A 578-nucleotide genomic window follows, 5' to 3' on the forward strand; every position below is an offset into this window, starting at 1 on the left:
CGCCCTCCTGCAGGGAGCGCTTCCAGGTAGTGATCATGGTAGGGTGAACGCCGAAACGTTGAGCCAGATCGGTGATGGTTTCTTCGTTTTTCAAGGCAGCCAGAGCCACCTTGGCCTTGAACTCGGGACTGTACTGTTTCCGTTTGTTGCTCATGGTCAGATCCTTTCTGGTTTAAAAGGCTGCTGAAAAAGTGTTTACTGCGAATTCGATTCAAATCGCGACCGCTTCAGATGCGTTAGGATCGACGATCTCACATCAGGGCTGGGATAATGTCTCCCCTGAGAACAGTCAATTTTGAATCGAAAAACAATTTTTCAACAACCCTGTTAGGCTGACTTAGAGCTTATCACATTGTCTAATTTTTGGGGACCACCGCCCTCTACGAGATTTATCCGATTCCACCCAAAGATATCGACACTGACAAAAACATCACCGTCGTGGGAAGCCTTGATGTTAAAATGATTGACGATATCGTCAACTGCCTGTTTGAGGCCGAAGAGGACAACATCGCCCCCATCCATAAAGATTTGCTCAGACCCCCGCTGCAGGATGCCTTGCTAAAGCTTAAAGCCAAATT

Annotated in this window: 2 protein-coding genes; one reads left to right on the plus strand and one right to left on the minus strand. The window is 47.6% G+C overall.

The genetic code is table 11. The annotated features are described in order from the left end of the window. A partial coding sequence (locus P1P89_23345; GenBank protein ID MDF1594458.1) for a transposase occupies positions 1-154 on the minus strand: 154 nt, incomplete at its 3' end. Between the two features lie 209 nt (positions 155-363). Here P1P89_23345 and P1P89_23350 point away from each other — a divergent pair. Continuing rightward, a partial coding sequence (locus P1P89_23350; GenBank protein ID MDF1594459.1) for a hypothetical protein occupies positions 364-578 on the plus strand: 215 nt, incomplete at its 3' end.

It is taken from the genome of Desulfobacterales bacterium (assembly GCA_029211065.1).
GTDB lineage: Bacteria > Desulfobacterota > Desulfobacteria > Desulfobacterales > JARGFK01 > JARGFK01.